The organism is Saccharomonospora iraqiensis subsp. paurometabolica YIM 90007 (assembly GCF_000231035.2).
GTDB lineage: Bacteria > Actinomycetota > Actinomycetes > Mycobacteriales > Pseudonocardiaceae > Saccharomonospora > Saccharomonospora paurometabolica.
In genome coordinates, this window is record NZ_KI912245.1 from 43,079 (window position 1) to 46,853 (window position 3,775).

General features: G+C 71.6%; 3 protein-coding genes. 2 read left to right on the forward strand and 1 reads right to left on the reverse strand.

The window, feature by feature from the left end; all coding sequences use genetic code 11:
• Positions 1-220 precede the first annotated feature (220 nt).
• On the reverse strand, positions 221-1,006 hold the full coding sequence (locus tag SACPADRAFT_RS0214155) for an IclR family transcriptional regulator (RefSeq protein ID WP_007026870.1): 786 nt from the start codon (positions 1,004-1,006) through the stop codon (positions 221-223).
• A 167-nt stretch (positions 1,007-1,173) separates the two neighbouring features.
• Here SACPADRAFT_RS0214155 and mtrA point away from each other — a divergent pair, with 167 nt between their 5' ends.
• Together mtrA and mtrB are read left to right on the forward strand one after the other, a co-directional pair.
• Entirely contained in the window at positions 1,174-1,851 is a 678-nt protein-coding gene (gene mtrA, locus SACPADRAFT_RS0214160; protein ID WP_007026871.1) for an MtrAB system response regulator MtrA, read from the forward strand.
• Between the two features lie 163 nt (positions 1,852-2,014).
• On the forward strand, positions 2,015-3,775 hold a 1,761-nt coding region (gene mtrB, locus SACPADRAFT_RS27765; RefSeq protein WP_007026872.1), incomplete at its 3' end, for an MtrAB system histidine kinase MtrB.

A 3,775-nucleotide genomic window follows, 5' to 3' on the forward strand; every position in this document is an offset into this window, starting at 1 on the left:
GACGCACTCCAGGCACGCTGTGGCCGGGTCTACGAGGAGCTCGCCGCGGCGGGCTGGCTCGCCCCCTGGCACGTGGTGGACGGCGCGGGCTCCGTGGACCCCGCGGAGCTCGCCCGCGACGTGCTCACTCCGCCGACCCCGCCGACACCGGGATGACCGGCGGGCGGTCCGTGTCGTGCGGTGACCACGTGTCCCGGTGCGCCCGGTCCCGCTGTCGGCGTTACGTCGGAAAGTGGCCGAGCTGTCCGGACAGCTCCTCGGCCGCGTCGGCCATCGGCCGGATCAGCTGGTCGATGCGCTCCCGGGACAGCCGGTAGGCGGGTCCGGAGGCGCTCAACGCCGCGATGACGTCGCCCTCGGCCCCGTAGACCGGTACCGCGACGGCGTGCATGCCCACCTCGTACTCCTCGAAGCTGGCCGCGTACCCGTCCTCCACGATCCGCGCGAGCTCGCCGCGCAGTTCGCGCGGCACCACGGTCGTGGCCGGTGTGCACGCCTCCAGTTCCCGGCTCAGCAGCGGGTCGCGGGTCTCGTCGTCCATGTGGGCGAGCAGCACCTTGCCGCTGGAGGTCGCGTGCAGCGGGGTGCGCCTGCCGGTCCAGTTCTGGGCGGTGACCGCGGCCGAACCGAAGGCCTGGCTGATGTTGATGGCGACGTCGCCGTCGGCGACCGCGATGTTCACCGTCTCGCCGAGCGCGTCCGCCAGCGTCTGGCAGGTCTGGTTGCCCAGTTTGGCGAGGTCCATGCGCCCGGTCGCGGCGCCGGCGAGCCGCACGATGCCGAACCCGATCGCGTACTTGCCGCGTTCGCCGAGCTGCTCCACCATGTTGCGCATCTCCAGGGCGGTGACCAGTCTCGACGCCGTTGACTTGTGCACCCCGAGTTCGGCGGCGATGTCGGTGATCCCGGCCTCGCCCTCCCTGGCGAGCAGTTCGAGCACGGTGATCGCCCGGTCGACGGACTGGACGGGGCTGGTGGCGGCTTTGGCCTCATCAGAGTTCCGCATGACGCAACAGTAACCGGTCGACGCAAGGGCACGGGTCACGCCACCGTAAAACACCTCGTCGGCGAGAGGTCGAAGCACCTACGGCCGGGGCGCCGAAACGGACCCGGGGAGCGCCACGACCGGCGGGCCGTGCACGCGGGGCGGCGCGGTAGTGCGAATATGTCGGCATGAAGGCGCGTGTGCTGGTCGTCGACGACGACCCCGCTCTGGCTGAAATGTTGACCATCGTGCTCCGCGGTGAGGGATTCGACACCACCGTGGTCTCCGACGGTTCGCGGGCGCTTCCCGCCATGCGTGAACTGAAGCCCGACCTCGTTCTGCTGGACCTGATGCTACCGGGCATGAACGGGATCGACGTGTGCAAGGCCATCCGTGCGGAGTCCGGGGTGCCGGTGGTGATGCTGACGGCCAAGAGCGACACGGTCGACATCGTGCTCGGGCTGGAGTCGGGCGCCGACGACTACGTCGTCAAACCCTTCAAGCCGAAGGAACTGGTGGCCCGGGTGCGCGCGCGGATGCGCCGGACCGAGGCCGAGCCCGCCGAGCAGCTGACCATCGGTGACCTGTCGATCGACGTGCCGGGGCACGAGGTCACCCGGGACGGGGAGCCCGTCGCGTTGACCCCGTTGGAGTTCGACCTGCTCGTCGCACTCGCCCGCAAACCCCGCCAGGTCTTCACCCGCGAGGTCCTGCTGGAGCAGGTGTGGGGCTACCGGCACGCCGCGGACACCCGCCTGGTGAACGTGCACGTCCAGCGCCTGCGCTCGAAGGTCGAGAAGGATCCGGAGCACCCGGAGGTGGTTCTCACCGTCCGCGGCGTCGGCTACAAGGCCGGCCCCCCGTGAGGACACGGCACACTCGACCGGGACAGGGTCCGCGTGCCGGGAAGCGGCGGGCCGGGCGGTGAACGCGACCGCCGGATGGAGGTGACGGTGCCGCGTGCGGGAACCGCGGGAGGTGTCGGGCGCCCATCCCGACGCGGGTCCGCCGAGGGATGGCGGTCCGGGCATGAGTCGTGACCCGGTGTCGCCCGTGCGGTCGGTCCTCACGTTCAGCAGTCGTGCCGCCTCGTACGGCCGCCGCGTCTCGGCCGCGTTCGGTGACGTGTGGCAGCGGTCGCTGCGGTTCCGGGTCACCGTGTCCACCCTGGCACTGTCCTCGGCGGTGGTGTTCGTGCTCGGGATGGTCCTGCAGAACCAGATCGTCGACCGGCTCGTCGACACCAAGGAGAGCGCGGCACTCAACCAGCTGCGGGTCGCGGTACGCACCGCCGAGAGCGAACTCGTCGGCGAGGCGGGGCGGGACGACGCCCTGCGCAACCGGCTCAACAACGCGCTGAAGAGCATCACGAACAACTCGCTGGCCACCCAGGACACGGAGAACTCGTCCGCGGGCGCGTTCGAACCGGTGCTGGCCGCGGGCGACGGTGACCGCGCGGGGGAACAGCCCGTCCACGCGGGTCCGTTCGACAAGGTGCCGACCGGGTTGCGCAACTACGTCGAGGGCAACCAGAAGGCCACCCAGTTCCACACCCCGCCGGGCGACTCGACCTATCTCGCCGTTGGCGCCCCGGTCACCTCGGCCACCCAGCCGATGCAGCTGTACCTGCTGTTCCCGCTGAGCACCGACCAGAAGACGGTCACCACGGTGCAGAGCACCATGCTCGTCGGGGGGCTGGCGCTGCTGGTACTGCTCGCGGCGATCACGAACCTCGTCACACACCAGGTGGTCACCCCGGTGCGCAGGGCCGCCTCGGCGGCCGAGGACTTCGCGAACGGGGACCTGGACCGCAGACTCGACGTGCGCGGGGAGGACGACCTCGCGAAACTCGCCGACTCGTACAACGAGATGGCGACGAGCATCCAGGAGCAGATCCGGCAGCTGGAGGAGTTCGGACAGCTGCAACGCCGGTTCACCTCGGATGTCTCGCACGAGCTGCGCACGCCGCTGACGACGGTGCGCATGGCCGCGGACGTGCTGCACGCCTCCCGCGAGGAGTTCCCGGCCGGGCTCGCCCGCTCGGCGGAACTGCTCGTCGACGAGCTGGACCGGTTCGAGGCGCTGCTGCACGACCTGCTGGAGATCAGCCGGCTCGACGCCGGTGTCGAGGACCTCTCCGCCGAGCGCGGCGACGTCCGGCCCGTCGCGGAGCGGGCCGCCGAGCAGGTCGGTGCCATCGCGGGCAGTGCGGGCAGTCCCATCGAGCTGGAGCTGCCCGACGAGGAGGTGCCCGCCGAGATCGACGCCCGGCGGGTCGAACGGATCCTCCGCAACCTCCTCGGCAACGCCGTCGACCACGGTGAGGGTCTCCCCGTACGCCTGCGGCTGGCCGCCGACGACCACGCGCTCGCGTTCACCGTGCGGGACTACGGTGTGGGGCTGCGCCCCGGGGAGGCGGAACTGGTCTTCAACCGCTTCTGGCGCGCCGACCCGTCCCGCAACCGGCGAACCGGCGGCACGGGTCTCGGCCTGGCGATCAGTCTGGAGGACGCGCGCCTGCACGGCGGGCAGCTGGAGGCGTGGGGCGAGCCGGGACACGGCTCGTGTTTCCGGCTCACCCTGCCGCTCACCCGGGACGAACCGGTCGAGCACAGCCCGCTGGGCCTGCCGCCGGACCCACCCGAGCGCTCCGGCGACGACCCCGGGGACACCGACGACCGGGGCGACGATCCCGACGACCGGGTCGAACCCGGGGACGCCGGGGACACCGACGCCGCGCTCACCGGGGATGTCGCCCCGGACCGTGCCGACCCGGGCGGTGCCGACCCG

Excerpts from the sequence above, each read along its gene's own strand:
- SACPADRAFT_RS0214155 (WP_007026870.1), bottom strand. The coding sequence starts at position 1,006 with ATGCGGAACTCTGATGAGGCCAAAGCCGCCACCAGCCCCGTCCAGTCC.
- mtrA (WP_007026871.1), top strand. The coding sequence starts at position 1,174 with ATGAAGGCGCGTGTGCTGGTCGTCGACGACGACCCCGCTCTGGCTGAA.